The 14,658-nt window shown below is 40.1% G+C and carries 15 protein-coding genes and 1 riboswitch; of the genes, 11 read left to right on the top strand and 4 right to left on the bottom strand.

Going from position 1 to position 14,658, the window contains the following annotated elements; all coding sequences use genetic code 11:
- The first annotated feature begins 32 nt into the window (after positions 1-32).
- From ABVF21_RS09360 to ABVF21_RS09350, 3 genes are all read left to right on the top strand, one after another.
- Entirely contained in the window at positions 33-1,490 is a 1,458-nt protein-coding gene (locus ABVF21_RS09360; protein ID WP_371018093.1) for a glycoside hydrolase family 32 protein, read from the top strand.
- 442 nt (positions 1,491-1,932) lie between these two features.
- Positions 1,933-2,211 carry a hypothetical protein gene (locus ABVF21_RS09355; RefSeq protein WP_303530113.1) on the top strand — a complete coding sequence of 93 codons (279 nt, stop codon included), beginning with the start codon at positions 1,933-1,935 and terminating at the stop codon, positions 2,209-2,211.
- A 181-nt stretch (positions 2,212-2,392) separates the two neighbouring features.
- Positions 2,393-2,638 (top strand): hypothetical protein, encoded by a 246-nt coding sequence (locus tag ABVF21_RS09350; RefSeq protein WP_303530111.1) that lies wholly within the window; start codon positions 2,393-2,395, stop codon positions 2,636-2,638.
- 45 nt (positions 2,639-2,683) lie between these two features.
- On the opposite strand, the gene ABVF21_RS09345 is transcribed toward ABVF21_RS09350, so the two are convergent.
- Positions 2,684-3,559, bottom strand: a complete 876-nt coding sequence (locus ABVF21_RS09345) for a LysR family transcriptional regulator (protein ID WP_371018092.1) — start codon at positions 3,557-3,559, stop codon at positions 2,684-2,686.
- 117 nt (positions 3,560-3,676) lie between these two features.
- On the opposite strand from ABVF21_RS09345, the gene ABVF21_RS09340 reads away from it, so the two are divergent.
- Entirely contained in the window at positions 3,677-4,216 is a 540-nt protein-coding gene (locus ABVF21_RS09340) for a flavodoxin family protein (protein WP_303530109.1), read from the top strand.
- Positions 4,217-4,274: 58 nt separating this feature from the next.
- Here the strand turns inward: ABVF21_RS09340 and ABVF21_RS09335 are convergent, their stop codons facing one another.
- Complete coding sequence (locus tag ABVF21_RS09335) at positions 4,275-4,703, bottom strand: hypothetical protein (RefSeq protein ID WP_194220553.1); 429 nt, start codon at positions 4,701-4,703, stop codon at positions 4,275-4,277.
- A 145-nt stretch (positions 4,704-4,848) separates the two neighbouring features.
- Positions 4,849-6,141: an NCS2 family permease gene (locus ABVF21_RS09330; RefSeq protein ID WP_303530106.1), complete on the bottom strand. Its 1,293-nt coding sequence runs from the start codon at positions 6,139-6,141 to the stop codon at positions 4,849-4,851.
- 66 nt (positions 6,142-6,207) lie between these two features.
- A riboswitch (purine riboswitch) is annotated at positions 6,208-6,308 on the bottom strand.
- A 200-nt stretch (positions 6,309-6,508) separates the two neighbouring features.
- Here ABVF21_RS09330 and ABVF21_RS09325 point away from each other — a divergent pair.
- Positions 6,509-6,679 (top strand): aspartyl-phosphate phosphatase Spo0E family protein, encoded by a 171-nt coding sequence (locus ABVF21_RS09325; protein WP_371018091.1) that lies wholly within the window; start codon positions 6,509-6,511, stop codon positions 6,677-6,679.
- 58 nt (positions 6,680-6,737) lie between these two features.
- On the opposite strand, the gene glnA is transcribed toward ABVF21_RS09325, so the two are convergent.
- Positions 6,738-8,060 carry a type I glutamate--ammonia ligase gene (gene glnA / locus ABVF21_RS09320; protein ID WP_303530102.1) on the bottom strand — a complete coding sequence of 441 codons (1,323 nt, stop codon included), beginning with the start codon at positions 8,058-8,060 and terminating at the stop codon, positions 6,738-6,740.
- Positions 8,061-8,396: 336 nt separating this feature from the next.
- Between glnA and ABVF21_RS09315 the strand changes: the two genes are divergently transcribed.
- From ABVF21_RS09315 to ABVF21_RS09290, 6 genes are all read left to right on the top strand, one after another.
- Positions 8,397-9,359, top strand: coding sequence for an iron-hydroxamate ABC transporter substrate-binding protein (locus ABVF21_RS09315; RefSeq protein ID WP_303530100.1), 963 nt, complete (start codon positions 8,397-8,399; stop codon positions 9,357-9,359).
- A 60-nt stretch (positions 9,360-9,419) separates the two neighbouring features.
- On the top strand, positions 9,420-10,472 hold the full coding sequence (locus ABVF21_RS09310) for a FecCD family ABC transporter permease (RefSeq protein ID WP_371018090.1): 1,053 nt from the start codon (positions 9,420-9,422) through the stop codon (positions 10,470-10,472).
- Between the two features lie 59 nt (positions 10,473-10,531).
- Positions 10,532-11,506: a FecCD family ABC transporter permease gene (locus ABVF21_RS09305; protein WP_303530480.1), complete on the top strand. Its 975-nt coding sequence runs from the start codon at positions 10,532-10,534 to the stop codon at positions 11,504-11,506.
- Positions 11,507-11,518: 12 nt separating this feature from the next.
- On the top strand, positions 11,519-12,520 hold the full coding sequence (locus ABVF21_RS09300) for an NAD(P)/FAD-dependent oxidoreductase (protein WP_303530096.1): 1,002 nt from the start codon (positions 11,519-11,521) through the stop codon (positions 12,518-12,520).
- A 12-nt stretch (positions 12,521-12,532) separates the two neighbouring features.
- Entirely contained in the window at positions 12,533-13,345 is an 813-nt protein-coding gene (locus ABVF21_RS09295) for an ABC transporter ATP-binding protein (protein ID WP_303530478.1), read from the top strand.
- 172 nt (positions 13,346-13,517) lie between these two features.
- Positions 13,518-14,636, top strand: a complete 1,119-nt coding sequence (locus ABVF21_RS09290) for a saccharopine dehydrogenase NADP-binding domain-containing protein (RefSeq protein ID WP_371018089.1) — start codon at positions 13,518-13,520, stop codon at positions 14,634-14,636.
- Positions 14,637-14,658: the final 22 nt, after the last annotated feature.

The following is a 14,658-nucleotide window of genomic DNA, read 5'->3' as shown; positions in this document are numbered from 1 at the left end:
AAAATGATACCTAGCAAAATGGAGGAGAACAAATGAAAACGAATGCGATAGGAAAATACAAACCAAATCTACATTTCGCGCCAGAAAAAAATTGGATGAATGACCCAAATGGATTAGTTTACTTTGAAGGTGAGTATCACTTGTTCTATCAGTATCATCCGTATAGTACGGTTTGGGGGCCAATGCATTGGGGCCATGCTGTTAGTAAAGATTTAATAGACTGGGAAGAGCTTGATGTTGCATTATATCCTGATGAACTAGGAATGATTTTTTCAGGGAGTGCTGTTGTCGACTGGGAAAATACGTCTGGTTTCTTTCCAAATAAGCCAGGCTTAGTAGCGATCTTCACTTATCACCTCGAGGGAAAAGAAGGAACAGAACCTACCCAAACTCAAGCGATCGCTTATAGCTTTGATCGTGGGAGAAGTTGGAAGAAATATGAGGGAAACCCAGTTTTATCAAGTGAAACAAAAATTGATTTTCGAGATCCTAAAGTATTTTGGTATGAACAAACTAGGAGATGGATTATGGTATTAGCAACAGGACAAACTATTACTTTCTATTCTTCACCTAATTTAATTGATTGGGAGTTTGAAAGTGAATTTGGTGAAGGCAATGGGCTTCATCATGGTGTATGGGAGTGTCCTGACCTATTTCAATTATCGGTAACAGGCGGGAACGAAAAGAAATGGGTGTTGTTAGTGAGTGTTGGAGATAATCCAGATTTTGAAACTGGATCTCAAACACAGTATTTTGTTGGTGAGTTTGATGGGAAAACCTTTATACCAGATCAAAGTTCGAGCAAATTGCTAGACTTTGGTAAGGACAACTATGCAGGGGTTAGTTTTTCTGATATTCCCCATAATGATGGACGGCGAATTTATGTGGGGTGGATGAGTAATTGGCGCTATGCAAATGAAGTACCGACTAATGGTTGGAGAGGCCAAATGACTATACCAAGAGAACTTTCGCTCGAGAAAATAGCTGGAGAATATAATGTGAACCAATTACCAGTTAAAGAGATGGTATCTTATTTCGATAACGAACTAGTCATAGATGAGGAAATTCTTCATGAAAATGATAAGAGAACTTATCACGTTGAAAGTGCTTATGTGGATTGTGCGATAAATATTGAAAAACAAAGTGCGACACAGCTTGGAATAGTTGTAAATCATTCAAAACAGCAATTCACCAAGATAGAAATCAATTATAATAATAGAGAGATCCGTCTAGTACGTGAAGGTTCGGGTATAATCAATTGTTCGCCTAATTTTTCTAAGGATCAGACGGTGAAAATTGGTGATATCAACCATATTAATTTAAAGTTAATAATAGATTCCTCTTCGATAGAACTATTTATTAACGAAGGGCAATATGCGCTTACCAGTTTGATTTATCCAGACCATGCATGTGAATCGATTTCGTTTTCGTCTACTGATGGAAATGTTAGATTATACAATGGCTATATCGCTAAACCATCACGACTATAAATTACGTTAATTACAAGTTAGTGAAACGTTCTTCTCCTTCATTTTCACTTTGGAATTGTATCAAAAAAGCCACGTCTCAAGAACTTATTTCTTGAGACGTGGCTTTTTCCCTTACAACCTGTGTTCCACGCTTCTTATTCAACATATCACTTATATTCTTTACCGTGGTTAAGTGCTTTATTTTGAATTAAGATTTACACAGAACCTATGGTATTTAGGTTCTTTATTGCTCCAATGGAATGATGGCGATGTCTTTTTATGAAATGCCTGGCGATATGAAAGGCTTTCAGTTTTTATTTTATTTGTATTGTGTAAAATACTTCTTAACACATGAAATAATAGAAGTAGGAGGGAAAAAGCGTACTTTCCTATAAGAATGAAACTTCTTTCTCCTCTCAATCGTAAAATAAGAAAACGCTTTATTGAGAGAGGAGGTAGAGAGATGATCGAAGTAATCGTAACGATTATTTTCTCAATCGTCTTTTTAATAGGGATCTATATACAAGTAACGAGAAGAAAACGGATGGGTTTAACGGGCTTTAAATCGGCTATTTCCCCGGTTTGTTTCTTGATTAGTGCTGCATTCAATCCTTTAGGATACTGGTTTGGTTTCCTCGGATTATATAGTTTACTAGGATCGATGCTTTTTCTATTAATAGGAGCTTACTTTGTAAAAGAGATGCAGGTGCCAAAAGCACATGAAAGAGGGGAGAACGTATGAAGAGGAATGTGCTAATGATAATGCTCTTGGTGTGTCTCACGATGCTTAGTTTGTTATCCATATATTACATAAACAAATCATCAACTGGTATTTCGAAGGAAGTGATCATGTCTATGGTTGTTGGAGTGACGTTCGTGTTAGTCAAGAGCAATAGGAAAGGGCCTAATGGGGAGGAAAGAGAATGAAAATCATAAGAGTTCTTTTGTTGAGTGTTATTATTACTGGTGCTAGTAGTATCGCATGGTTAGGTTTTTCTGGTGGGAACGAAAATCTGTTTCGATTAGTCATCAGCATCACCGTATTCGCATCACTTAGTTTCTTTTATATAGAAGAAACTAAGAAAAAGCAGCGAAGAGTGACGCTGTTTTTCATTGGACTTAGCCTTTTTTCAGTAGTGGCTGGAATTGTTCAATTAATGAATAGCTAACAAACGTAATAGGTCAGCAGAGTCCCTATGGGACTCTTTTGCTGTCTACTTCTTCATCAGGTCGATAAACTGTTGCAGCGGTGGTGAAATCCATTTTCGTTCTTTATATACAACTTGGGTGTAGAGAGTGATGTTATTCGAATGAAATGGAAGCACGGCAACAAGCCCATTTTGAATTTCTCGCTCAACCGCTATTCTTGGTAGAAGCGCAATACCGAGTTGATCCGCGACACATTGCTTAATGGCTTCAAGACTACTAAAGGAAATGATCGATTTCGCTTGTACGTTTGCTTCTTTTAGCCATTTTTCTAGAAGAACTCGATAGGCGCAGCCTTCTTCGGTCAGGATGAGCGTTTCCTCCTCTAATTTCTTTAAATCCAATACATCAAGCTTTGTGAAATGATGTTGGGGAGGGGCGATCATAACCATTTCTTCCTGACGTATGGGGATCGTTGTTAGATCAGGATGATGTTGTAATTGGTCTAACAAAATAGTGATGTCGTACGTGCCATCTACTGTGCCGCCAATTAAGTTTTGACACTGACCCGATTCAAGTCGGATGCGTAATTCAGGATGCTTTTCTTTGAGCGTTTTAATATAAGGTGTAATATAATACGCTGCAAGTGTTTCGCCAGTTCCAATGCGAATGGTCCCTTTTAAATTGGCATCCGTTCGAAGGTGAGCTTTTGCTTCATCTGCAAGCTTGATAATTTCCTTCACGTAATCATAAAGCTGTTCTCCTGATGACGTTAACCTCATTTTCCTTCCAATACGCTCAAACAGTTTCACGTGATAATAGTCTTCAAGCTTCTTGATTTGAGTCGTTACACTCGACTGAGCATAACCTAGTTCTTCTGCTGTTTGTGTGTAGCTTCCTGATCGAACGACTTCATTAAAAGTATAAAAGTAATTTAAATCCATCAGACCCTCCATTAATAATTTCGATAGTTAGTATCAATTATTATAGATAACGTTGATGTTTGTTGCAATGATATACTTCTAAGAAATAGACGCTTCACTGTAAAAGGAGAGTGTAGTATGAAGATTATGGCACTATTAGGGAGTACTCGTGAAAATGGAAACTCAGAGTACCTGACAAAAAGAATGCTTGAAGGTACGGACCATACGATAGTTTCTCTTGCAGATAAACATATAAATTCGATTGTCGATGAGAGACATTCAGAAGGAGGGTTCTCACCAGTAGAGGATGACTATGACGAGTTACTTGAACTACTGTTAGCCCATGATGTTCTCGTTTTCTCAACACCTCTATATTGGTATGGAATGAGCGGTCCAATGAAGAATTTCTTTGATCGCTGGTCGCAATATTTACGTGATGAACAATTAAATTTAAAAGAAGAGCTAGCAAAGAAAAAAGCTTATGTGATCGTTACGGGCGGAAGCAGTGCGAAAATGAAAGGACTTCCTCTTATTCAGCAATTTAGCTATATCTTTGAGTTCGTGAACATGGAGTTCGTCGATTACGTCATCGGTAGCGGTGTGAAGCCGGGGGAAGTAAAGGAAGATCAGTTAGCGCTGGATAAGATAGCGAAGTGGAGAAGTGAGTTTCAGATTTGATGTATTGAGAGTATGGAAAAGGACGAGATCAATGAGATCTCGTCCTTTTCAGTGCCTTCTATTGTCCGTTTTGAAACTGCTGATCGAGTTCCCTTAATTTATCGTAGGACTCTACTAGGTCATCAGGAACCAATTTCCGCCCAAAATCCCAGGCATTTCGTTCGATTTCAGCAAGAAACTTTTGCTGCTCCTCTTCTTCCTCGTACATTAAAATCCTAAGATCGTGTCTATGCTTCTTGAAATCCAAGTAGTAACCGATCTCATGGTATAGAAGAATTTTTGCGATGTTTTCTTCGGTTTCTTTTAGTTTGAAGTTTACTTTGGCTTGATAGCCGTTCAATTGTAAATAGTTAAACTTAATTGTATTCGTCGATACGTTATAGCTCATAGGAGCGTTTAATTCGTTATTAAATTCATAGTTGATTGGTAATTGGTGAAATGCCAATGTGTCTTTAACCAATTCTTCAATATCCCATATATATAGCATGTTTTTAATCACTACCTTTTTGTAAAGCTTTTCTCGTTAATGACTTATTTTAAACCATCCACCGCAATACTACCACTATTTTTTCAAGTTGAAACAGTGTGGATTAAAAAAAGAGACATTTCAACTGAAATGCCCCTTTGTAACGTTATAGAAAGACAAAGTAAAGAATGAACAAAGCACCGAGTGTATACATGATCGGATGCACCTGCTTCCATTCCTTTTTAGCGATCATCGCAAATGGATAAAGAATGAACCCGAGGGCGATCCCTGTTGCCACGCTAAACGTGAGTGGCATCATAATAATCGTTACAAAAGCCGGGATCACTACTTCTAATCTGCTCCAATCAATCTGCTTCACTTCTGTTGCCATAAGCGCACCAACGATAATTAAGGCTGGGGCTGTTACTTCAGGTGTTATAACGCCAAGAATGGGTGAGAAGAAGAGAGCAATAAAGAAGCAAATCGATATAACGACAGATGTGAATCCAGTTCGGCCACCAACGGCAACGCCAGCAGAAGATTCTACGAATGAGGCAGTCGTTGATGTACCGAAGATTGCTCCAACAACTCCAGATGTAGAATCAGCAAGTAGCGCTCGGCCTGCATTCGGAATTTCATTGTTTTTCATAAGTCCGGCCTGACTTGCTACGGCAATAAGAGCACCCGCCGTGTCGAAGAAAGCAACGAATAAGAATGTGAAAATAACAGCTAGAATTTCAGGCGAGAAAATATCTCCTAAATGTTGAAAGACAACCCCAAAAGTTGGTTCAAGGCTTGGCACCTGTCCAACAACCGACCCTGGTACTTGGACAAGACCAATAATCATTCCAATAATCGTGGTGATGACAATACCATAGAAGATACCACCGCGAATGCCGCGTATCAACATCATTAAAGTAATAACAAAGCCGAATGCAGCTAAAGCCGTCGTTGGATTTGTAAGCTGTCCGATCGAAATAAACGTTTCTTCGTTTCCAACGACGATTCCTGCATTTTTAAGGCCAACAAAAGCGATAAAGAAACCAATACCAGCAGCAATGGCGTGCTTTAAGTCTTTTGGTATGACGTTAATAATTTTCTCTCGTATTTTAAGTAAGCTAAGAATCATAAAGATAATACCGGCTATAAAGACGCCTGTGAGTGCAATTTCCCAATCAATTCCCATCCCAATAACAACGGAAAAGGTGAAGAAAGAGTTTAATCCCATGCTTGGGGCAATGCCGACAGGGAAGTTTGCGAGTAGGCCAATAAGTAAGGACCCAACGATTGCAGATAGAGCAGTTGCTGTGAAGAGTGCGCCTTTATCAATGCCTGCTTCACTTAGGATTATGGGGTTAACAACTAATATATATGCCATGGAAAGAAACGTTGTAACCCCAGCTAACGTTTCTTTTCGGTAATTCGTTTCCCGTTCAGCGAACTGGAAGAAGTTTTTCATGATGGACCCTCCTGATCAATAAAAAAAACTCTGGCCAGCAACCAGAGTCAAATCACAAGGAATATGAATGTATTCATGATTCCTTGTAGACAAGCCATTTTCGGTAGCTGGTAGAAACGTTCAGGCCGTATTCCTGAACTTATACAAGGTTTATTTAGATGAAATTTATAACGAGAATCATAACAATGAAAAAAACGAGGGTCAATCATTTTAAGGAATGTTCCAGTATTCAATGTTTTCACACTTGTATTACAAATGTGTTAATGATTAGCAAAATGTTAAAAATTATGTAATTTGTAAGAATATGAATCAGTCAAGGTTTTTTTGTGGTAATGTAATAAAAAGACAAATTATAAGGGAGAGCGCTATGTTGCTACAAAGCCTTGAAGATGAAATTCATACGCTGCGAATGGTGCTTTATGATCTAGGACAAGAAGCTGACGATTACTCAAGCGGGAAAATACTTCTCTTAAGTAAACGATTAGATGAGAAAATAGTTCAGTATCAAAAACTAAAAAAATACTCTTGCCATAATTAAGCTTACATCATATAACAAAAAACAAGCTACCTCATCGAGAGGTAGCTTGTTTTACTTATTACTTATTCATGTAGCGGTCAACTTCCCACTGACTTACGTTAAGGGAATATTCGATCCACTCTTTTTGTTTCTCTTCAATATATACTTTTGAAGTATGATCTCCTAATGCTTCCATAACCACTTTATCTTCACGAAGTGCTTTGATCGCCTCTTTCAAGTTAGTCGGAAGTGTTGGAACGTCATCTGTACTTACTTCATACAAGTTACGTGTTTCTGGTGCGCCAGCATCAAGGTCATGACGGATACCTTCAAGTCCAGCGTGGATAACAGCAGCTAGCGTTAGGTAAGGGTTAGCTGTTGGATCTGGGTTACGAATTTCAAATCGAGTACCCATGCCGCGAGTTGTTGGTACGCGAATCATACAGCTTCGGTTAGAGTGAGACCATGCCACACTAACTGGTGCTTCATAACCAGGAACGAGACGCTTGTATGAGTTAATGTTCGGGTTAGTAATGGCAGCAAGTCCATTTGCATGTGAAAGAATACCAGCCATAAATTGTTTCATTGTTTTAGAAATGCCCTCTGGATCGTTCTCATCATAAAATGCGCTTTCGCCTTCAGTGAAGAGGGAAAGGTGACAGTGCATACCAGAACCGTTCTCACCTGCGATTGGCTTAGGCATGAAAGTAGCGTGATAATCGTGACTTGTCGCAACGTCTTTTACAACGTTTTTGAATGTCTGGATGTTATCAGCTGCTTTAATGACGCTATCGAAACGGAAGTTGATTTCATGCTGTCCCTGAGCTACTTCGTGGTGAGAAGCTTCCATTTCAAAACCGAATTTCTTAAGTGTACGTACGATGTCACGACGTACCTGGTCACCTTTATCTTTTGGTGAAGCATCGAAATAACCTGCGCGGTCATTCATCTTACGAATTGGATAACCATCTTTATCGAGCTTGAAAAGGAAGAATTCTGGTTCAGGGCCGACGTTTACTGTATAACCCATATCTTCAGCTTCCTTCATCGCTCTTTTCAAAATGTAGCGAGGATCCCCTTCGAAAGGTTCGCCGTCTGGTGTATGAATATCACAGATAAAGCGAGCGATACAATCCTGATCAACAGCGTCCGGTAGGACTTTGAATGTTTCAAGATCAGGGAAGAGATACATATCACTTTCCTGAATATCAGAAAAACCTGCAATGGAAGAGCTGTCAAACATCGCTTCATTATTCATAACGCTTTCCAATTCTTCGATTGGAAGTTCAACGTTTTTTGTTTCACCAAGCATGTCCGTAAATTCAAGACGAATAAATTCGACTTTCTTTTCTTTTGCTTCCTTCATGATGTCCTGTTGAATACTATTCTTTGTTAGTGTCATGGATTAAATAACCTCACCTTTAATTTTTTTGTTAGTGTCCATTCTAATGATATTTACAGATAATTGTGTTTTTATGTAAGGATTCCTAACATAAAAGTTCGAACACAACAATTTATTTGAATATGTCAGTAATAATAACCTTAGATAGAAAGTGATAAACCACTTTTTTTCTCACAAAAAATTCATAAAGAAATAGAAAACGCATACAAAACCTTGTGTGTAGCTATTTTGAAGCCGAAAAATTGTTCGTTTATAACTAGACACCTGTAATGAGAAGTGTTATCATTCTAAATGATAATGAATCTCAATATCACCAAAAGGGGAGAGGTACATATAATGAAAGCTACAAAAAAGAGGGTTACTTTTATCTTGATGCTTGCGCTCGTTCTGATGTTAGCAGCGTGTGGTAACGAGAATGAGAAAAGCGAATCAAGTGAAGGTGAGAAAACCAATGAGATGAAAACATTTACTTTGCCTGACGGGCAAGAATTTGATATTCCAGCTAATCCTGAACGAATTGTTGCAACCGATTACGTTGGTTATTTCTTATCATTAGGGATCACTCCAGTAGGAGCTCCGGATCAATTTGTGCTAGATAATCCTTATTTTACTGAAGAACAAATTGCGGATATTGAAGATATTGGTACGCCGCCATCTGTGGAGAAAGTAACGTCACTTGATCCGGATTTGATCGTTGTGACGGATCAAGAACAATACGATCTTCTTTCTAAAATTGCCCCAACTGTCCTAGTTCCATTCGGAGCTTATGATTCACTAGATGAAGAAGTGACGGCTATGGGTGAAATTGCTGGTAAAGAAGATGCAGCGAAAGAGTGGATTGAACAGTTTGATGAAAAGGCAGCCGCAGCGCGTGAAGAACTAGACGGTGTTATTGGGGAAGACGAGACGGTTGGCATATATGAAGTACAAACGAAAGATTTCTATGTCTTTGGTGATAACTTTGGTCGTGGTGGTCAGGTCATCTACGATGCTCTTGAGTTAAAAGCACCTGAGAAGATCCAAAAAGAAGTGATTGAAGGAGACAACTGGAAACAGATTTCGCTAGAAGTATTGCCTGAATATGCAGCTGATCACATGTTTTACACCGAGTATGCCGCTGAGGATAATCAAGATGTACTAAAGGAAACGAAGGAAAGTGCCCTCTGGCAGAACCTCGATGCTGTGAAGAATGGTCACCTCTATGAAATGAACTTTGAAGAAATGTACTACTATGATCCAATTGCAGTAGAAGGTCAGCTAGATCAAATAGTGGAAACATTTAAAGAAAACAATGAATAATGAAGAAATCCTGGTGCCTGGCACCGGGGTTCTTTACTACATAAAGCAAGGAGTTATCACATGTCAAAGAAAGTTGAGCCGACTGCAGATAAAATAGAAAATCAGCTAGCTGTTCAATCGCGACCTGTTACGGCTATGCTTATTTTAGTTGCTGGTAGTGCGGCCCTCATTCTGAGCCTTGGACTATCAATCGCGCTTGGAGCAGCAGATATAAAGTTAATGACAGTCTGGCAGGCGATTTTTCAATTTGATCCAACCTCAACAGAACATTCGATCATTCGTGAATTTCGAATGCCGCGTTCAGTTGCTGACATATTAATTGGAGCAAGTTTTGCTGTTGCTGGTGCTATTATGCAAGGGGTGACGCGAAATCCTCTTGCTGACTCAGGGTTACTTGGTTTAAATGCAGGAGCAACATTAATGATTGCGCTTAGCTTTGCTTTTTTCCCAGGTCTATCTTATAACAATTTGATGCTGTTTTCCTTTATAGGTGCTGGTATTGGGGCTGGATTAGTGTTTGGTATCGGTTCCTTATCAAGAAATGGTCTCTCGCCTGTTCGGTTAGTGCTTGCTGGGGCTGCTGTGAGTGCTCTCTTTACTGCAGTGAGTGAAGGAGTCGCTATTCATTTTCAGCTATCCCAGGACCTTGCCTTCTGGTTTGCCGGAGGAACAGCTGGTTTGAAGTGGCCACAAATTCAGATTCTATTGCCGTGGATCATTGTAGCCCTCATTGTAGCGCTATTTCTTTCCAAATCGATTTCGTTACTTAGTCTTGGAGAAGATGTTGCCGTAGGTCTTGGTCAGCGTACAAAATTAATAAAAGCTCTAGCGGCAGTTGTTGTACTAGTGTTGGCAGGTGCTGCCGTGTCAGCTGTTGGTCCAATAGGGTTCGTAGGCCTAGTAATCCCACATATAGCGAGGTTTCTGGTTGGTGTTGATTACCGCTGGATTGTCCCATGCTCAGCAGTTCTTGGAGGACTTTTGATGATTGTTGCCGATATGGGGGCAAGAATGGTTAATGCGCCATATGAAACGCCAATCGGAGCGATATTTGCGCTTATCGGTGTTCCTTTCTTCCTCTTTGTAGCGAGACGTGAAGGGAGGGAGTTATAGTGGATCTAGATTCTTTATTTGACGTCCAGCGGAGACGGAATCGCCGTCGGTATATTATTATGGCGATTTTTCTCTTATTGATTGTTGTCACCTTTTTAATCAGCCTTAATACAGGGTTAACGAAATTAAGTCCAATTGAAGTATGGAAGACGCTCTTTGGTTATGGAACAGAGCAACAATCGTTGATCTTATTCGAATTTCGCTTACCTAGAATAGTGATTGCTGTTCTCGTCGGTGCTGGTCTTGCCATTTCAGGATGTATTCTCCAAGGCATCTCTCGAAACGCCCTTGCAGATCCGGGGATCCTTGGGATCAATAGCGGAGCAGCCTTAATGGTCGTCATTTTTATATCTTTCTTTCCAAAAACAACGGACGCGCCCATTCTACTCATGCCGTTTCTTGCATTAATAGGTGGATGTGCCACGGCGATCATCATCTATGCCCTTTCTTATAGTAAAAGAGAAGGGTTGATGCCTCAGCGCCTAATTCTAAATGGAATTGCCATCGCCGCCGGTATTGGTGCTCTTATAACTATCTTAACGCTCCGGATGGATCCGTTCGATTACCAATTCATTGCCATTTGGCTTGCCGGTAAGATTTGGGGAACGACGTGGGTCCATGTTCTGACGTTACTGCCATGGATTATCGTTTTATTTACGTTCATATTCTATAAAGCGAGGACGCTAGATGGATTAACTTTTGGTGAGAAGCTTGCGACCGGAATGGGTGTGAAAGTAGAGAAAGAGCGTTTCTTGCTCCTAGGTGCTTCTGTTGCCCTTGCATCTGCTTGCGTATCAGTTAGTGGCGGAATTGGTTTCGTTGGTCTGGTTGGCCCACATCTTGCTCGACAGTTAGTCGGAAATGATCACCGATTCCTGTTGCCGTTGTCAGCTCTTGCTGGTGGACTTGTTCTTTTAGTAGCTGATACGATTGGTCGAACGATTCTCGCACCATCTGAAATTCATGCCGGTATTATGGTTGCGATTATCGGAGCTCCATACTTTTTATATTTACTTGCTAGAGCAAAAGCTTAGGAGGCGAACGATGTGAAGAATGAAATATATGACGTGACGATCATTGGCGGAGGCCCTATTGGCTTATTTACAGCTTTTTATAGCGGTATGCGCGAGCTTAAGACGAAAGTCATTGAATATCTTCCGCAAGTTGGTGGGAAAGTGACTTACTTCTATCCAGAGAAAATTCTACGAGATATTGGGGCAATTCCTGGCGTCTCCGGAGCGGATTTGATTAAGCAGCTTGAAGAACAGGCGAGCACATTTGATCCAACTATGGTGTTTGGGGAAAGAGTAGACGATCTTGAGCGAGAAGAGGACGGAACCTATATCTTAACGAGTCATAATGGAGAAAAGCATTACACTCGGACCGTTATTTTAGCTATTGGACATGGGACACTTGGGGTGAAAAAACTTCCAGTTGATGGCGCGGAGCATTTTGAAGGGAAGAATCTTTATTACGCAGTGGATCGTGTGGAAAGCTTCAGAGGTAAGCACGTTCTGATTTCTGGAGGAGGCGATTCGGCGATCGATTGGGCGAATCGGCTTGAACCAATTGCAGATAAGGTAACGATTGTTCATCGCAGAGAGGCTTTTACTGGCCACGAAAGTAGTATCACAGAGATGAACAACTCGGAAACGCACATCAAATGTTCGTGCTATGTATCTGACGTGATTGGTAAGGAGCGTATTGATAAAGTTGTTCTTACTCATGTCGACACAGGTGAAAAAGAAGTAGTTGAAATCGATGCCCTCCTTGTTAATCATGGATTTAATCTCGACTTAGGCGGCATCCAAAACTGGGGAATGACGATGAATGATGGAAAAGTCGTTACGGATGCAAAAATGGAAACGAGTATACCAGGTGTTTTCGCAGTAGGAGATATCGTCACATACCCCCATCGTTTAACGCTCATAGCAGGTGGTCTTGCGGAAGGACCTAAAGCATTAAATAGTGCAAAAGCCTTTCTTGATCCTGAGGCAGAAGCCATGGCCATGTATTCTACACATCATAAGGATTTTGTAGAAGTATAAGCGAAAGGAGTGATTGTGGTGATTCAAACAGAGGATCTTAAGATCGGTTATCAGGAAAACATCATTGTAGATCAGTTGAATTTATCCATACCTGAAGGAGAGATTACGGCTCTTGTTGGAGCGAATGGATCAGGAAAGTCGACCATTCTCAAAACACTATCTCGATTAATGAAGCCAAAAAGTGGAACGGTTTACCTTGATGGACGTGCTATTCATGAGCAGAAAACGCGGGACCTTGCGAAGGAGTTAGCGATCCTTCCTCAAAACCCCACGGCTCCAGAAGGGCTAACAGTTCTAGAACTTGTCACATACGGGCGCTTTCCACATCAGAAAGGACTAAAAGCTCTTACGTTAGAAGATAAAGAAAAAATTGCCTGGGCGATTGAAATGACGGGAATCGGAGAGTTTGCCAACCGTCCGATTGACCAGCTTTCTGGTGGCCAGCGCCAGCGCGCCTGGATTGCGATGGCGCTCGCTCAGGATACGAAAATTCTTTTTTTAGATGAGCCAACCACTTTTCTCGATATGGCCCATCAACTTGAAGTGCTTGAGCTTCTTCAAAAGTTAAATATTCAAGAAAACCGGACGATTGTCATGGTCGTTCATGATCTAAATCATGCCAGCCGCTACGCTGGTCATATGGTGGCGATCAAAAAAGGGAAAGTGAAGAAAACGGGCACTCCGCTTGAAGTGATGAAATCTGATGTATTAGAAGATGTGTTTGGTGTTCGAAGTGATATCATTTACGATCCTCGTTCTGGCCAGCCGCTTTGTTTGCCTTATGGATTATGTAACGAACTAAGCTATGCTGCTGTGAATGGATGAGCCAAAAAAGCTTGGAAACATATTAATATGTTTCCAAGCTTTTTTTTGTATATTATCTGATAATTGGTGTGAGAAAATGCCACTTATTTAGAAAAAAGATTGAAATTTTCAGACAAAACCGATAAAATATAACGAAACGGGACAGTGTCCCTAAATTAGGAGGTTTTAATGAATGAGTAAAGTACTTCTTATGGGTTCTGGTGAAGTGGGTAGCCATATCTTGGAGTTTCTAGTGAGAGACGCGAAGTGTCCTGAATTAGTTGTATGTGATATAAATGAGGAAGTAGGAATGAAAAAGGTCCATAATGCACTCAGTGGTGCTTCCATTTTCAGACTATATCCCAAAGTTACCTTTAAAAAACTAGATTTGCTTGATGTGGAGACTACAGCTTCTCTAATTAAAAAAGAAAACCCTGATGTGATCATTAATTGCGCTGTTTTACAAACCTGGCATACGATAAGAAAACTACCTAATGAAGTATACAAAAAGTTAAGTGAAGCAAGTTTAGGAGCATGGTTACCGTGCCAATTAGCTCTTGCGTATCATTTAATGCTAGCTGTTAAAGCATCTGGACTTCAGCCCCATGTTATTAACACGGCTCTATCTGATCTAGTAAACCCGGTTCTAGCTAAGGTTGGACTCGCCCCAACAATCGGTATTGGGAATGTTGAATTAATTGAACCTGCTGTAAAACTAGTGGTGTCGAATGAATTACAAGTACCAACTGATATTGTGAAGGTTTACCTTGTGGCACATCATCAATGGTGGGTTTATCCTAGAGAATCTGGATATCAGAAAGCGCCACACTTTATCAAAATAATGGTTCAAGATAATGACGTAACTAGTCAGTTTGATACAGATCAACTATTATGGGATGCAATAAAGTTGTACCCTTCTGGCACGGAATTTACAACTGTATCTGCAAGTTCTACTATTAAAAACATGTATGCGTTATTGAGTCCGTCAGGTATTTTCACACATTCTCCTTCACCAAAAGGATTGCCTGGAGGATATCCAATCGTGCTTAGTAAGAGTGGGGCAGAACTAGCGCTTCCTAAAGAAATTACCTTAGATGAAGCTATCTATATAAACGAAACCTCTGCAAAACTAGATGGCATTGATCAGGTGAAAGAAGATGGAACTGTTGTTTACTCTAAATACACTCATAAAATATTAAAAGAGATGCTAGGTTTTGATCATAAATCCTTCAAACCAGAAGAGAGCTTGGCTCTTGCGAAAGAACTAATGAGTAAATATAAAGACTTCTCTTCAAAGTACAAAGTAAGTTAAATTTGCGATGTTAAAACTGACT

The sequence above is a fragment of the Pseudalkalibacillus sp. JSM 102089 genome, from assembly GCF_041366475.1.
Lineage (GTDB): Bacteria > Bacillota > Bacilli > Bacillales > Guptibacillaceae > Guptibacillus > Guptibacillus hwajinpoensis_B.
This window is presented reverse-complemented; position numbering and strand designations above follow the sequence as displayed.

Bases quoted from the DNA above. Each gene is read 5' to 3' on its own strand.
- ABVF21_RS09360 (WP_371018093.1), top strand. From the start codon at position 33: ATGAAAACGAATGCGATAGGAAAATACAAACCAAATCTACATTTCGCG.
- ABVF21_RS09355 (WP_303530113.1), top strand. From the start codon at position 1,933: ATGATCGAAGTAATCGTAACGATTATTTTCTCAATCGTCTTTTTAATA.
- ABVF21_RS09350 (WP_303530111.1), top strand. From the start codon at position 2,393: ATGAAAATCATAAGAGTTCTTTTGTTGAGTGTTATTATTACTGGTGCT.
- ABVF21_RS09345 (WP_371018092.1), bottom strand. From the start codon at position 3,559: ATGGATTTAAATTACTTTTATACTTTTAATGAAGTCGTTCGATCAGGA.
- ABVF21_RS09290 (WP_371018089.1), top strand. From the start codon at position 13,518: ATGAGTAAAGTACTTCTTATGGGTTCTGGTGAAGTGGGTAGCCATATC.
- ABVF21_RS09330 (WP_303530106.1), bottom strand. From the start codon at position 6,141: ATGAAAAACTTCTTCCAGTTCGCTGAACGGGAAACGAATTACCGAAAA.
- ABVF21_RS09340 (WP_303530109.1), top strand. From the start codon at position 3,677: ATGAAGATTATGGCACTATTAGGGAGTACTCGTGAAAATGGAAACTCA.
- ABVF21_RS09310 (WP_371018090.1), top strand. From the start codon at position 9,420: ATGTCAAAGAAAGTTGAGCCGACTGCAGATAAAATAGAAAATCAGCTA.
- ABVF21_RS09305 (WP_303530480.1), top strand. From the start codon at position 10,532: ATGGCGATTTTTCTCTTATTGATTGTTGTCACCTTTTTAATCAGCCTT.
- ABVF21_RS09315 (WP_303530100.1), top strand. From the start codon at position 8,397: ATGAAAGCTACAAAAAAGAGGGTTACTTTTATCTTGATGCTTGCGCTC.
- glnA (WP_303530102.1), bottom strand. From the start codon at position 8,060: ATGACACTAACAAAGAATAGTATTCAACAGGACATCATGAAGGAAGCA.
- ABVF21_RS09335 (WP_194220553.1), bottom strand. From the start codon at position 4,703: ATGCTATATATATGGGATATTGAAGAATTGGTTAAAGACACATTGGCA.
- ABVF21_RS09325 (WP_371018091.1), top strand. From the start codon at position 6,509: ATGTTGCTACAAAGCCTTGAAGATGAAATTCATACGCTGCGAATGGTG.